This window comes from Cryobacterium sp. RTC2.1 (assembly GCF_035018685.1).
Classification (GTDB): Bacteria; Actinomycetota; Actinomycetes; order Actinomycetales; family Microbacteriaceae; genus Cryobacterium; species Cryobacterium glucosi.
In genome coordinates this window covers 1-459 of sequence record NZ_JASJXJ010000360.1, presented here as the reverse complement: position 1 = coordinate 459, position 459 = coordinate 1, and the positions used below count along the sequence as shown (strand labels likewise).

Sequence of the window (459 nt, the reverse complement as noted above, 5' to 3'; positions counted from 1 at the left end):
CCCAACCCAACCCGACGACATCGGAGGCATTCATTGGCATCAAAGCCGAATAGGCGTTACTGACTCACGCTCCTAGGGCACGGTCGGGTCAGGCGTGTTGCTGTCCGAGTTCGAGGGCGCGTTGTCTGGTTGCATGGTCATGTAACGCCACTGGCCTCCGGTGTAGATGAGGCGGAGGTGGGCTGTGACTTCACCGGGAGCACCGTTCTTGACGTAGTCGAAGGTGATCGGGGTGAGCGCGAAGTCCGCCCCGGCACTGGTTGTGACGTACGTCGTGGCGCCTGTGGGAGCCAAACCTGTGACGCTGCCGCCGCCGGTAGCGCCGATGGTGGCGACGAACTGTTCCCGGGTGAGCCCGTTTCGCAGGCTCGGGTCTCCCAGATCGTAGAGCGCACCCAGGTCTGTTGCCTTGAGCGCTGTGATGACCGCGGTCAGGGTGGGGCCGGCGTTGTGCGGGGC

Annotated in this window: 1 protein-coding gene; it reads right to left on the bottom strand. The window is 64.3% G+C overall.

The genetic code is table 11. The features are described from left to right. Positions 1-72: 72 nt before the first annotated feature. A partial coding sequence (locus QN357_RS19305; protein ID WP_323505444.1) for a hypothetical protein occupies positions 73-459 on the bottom strand: 387 nt, incomplete at its 5' end.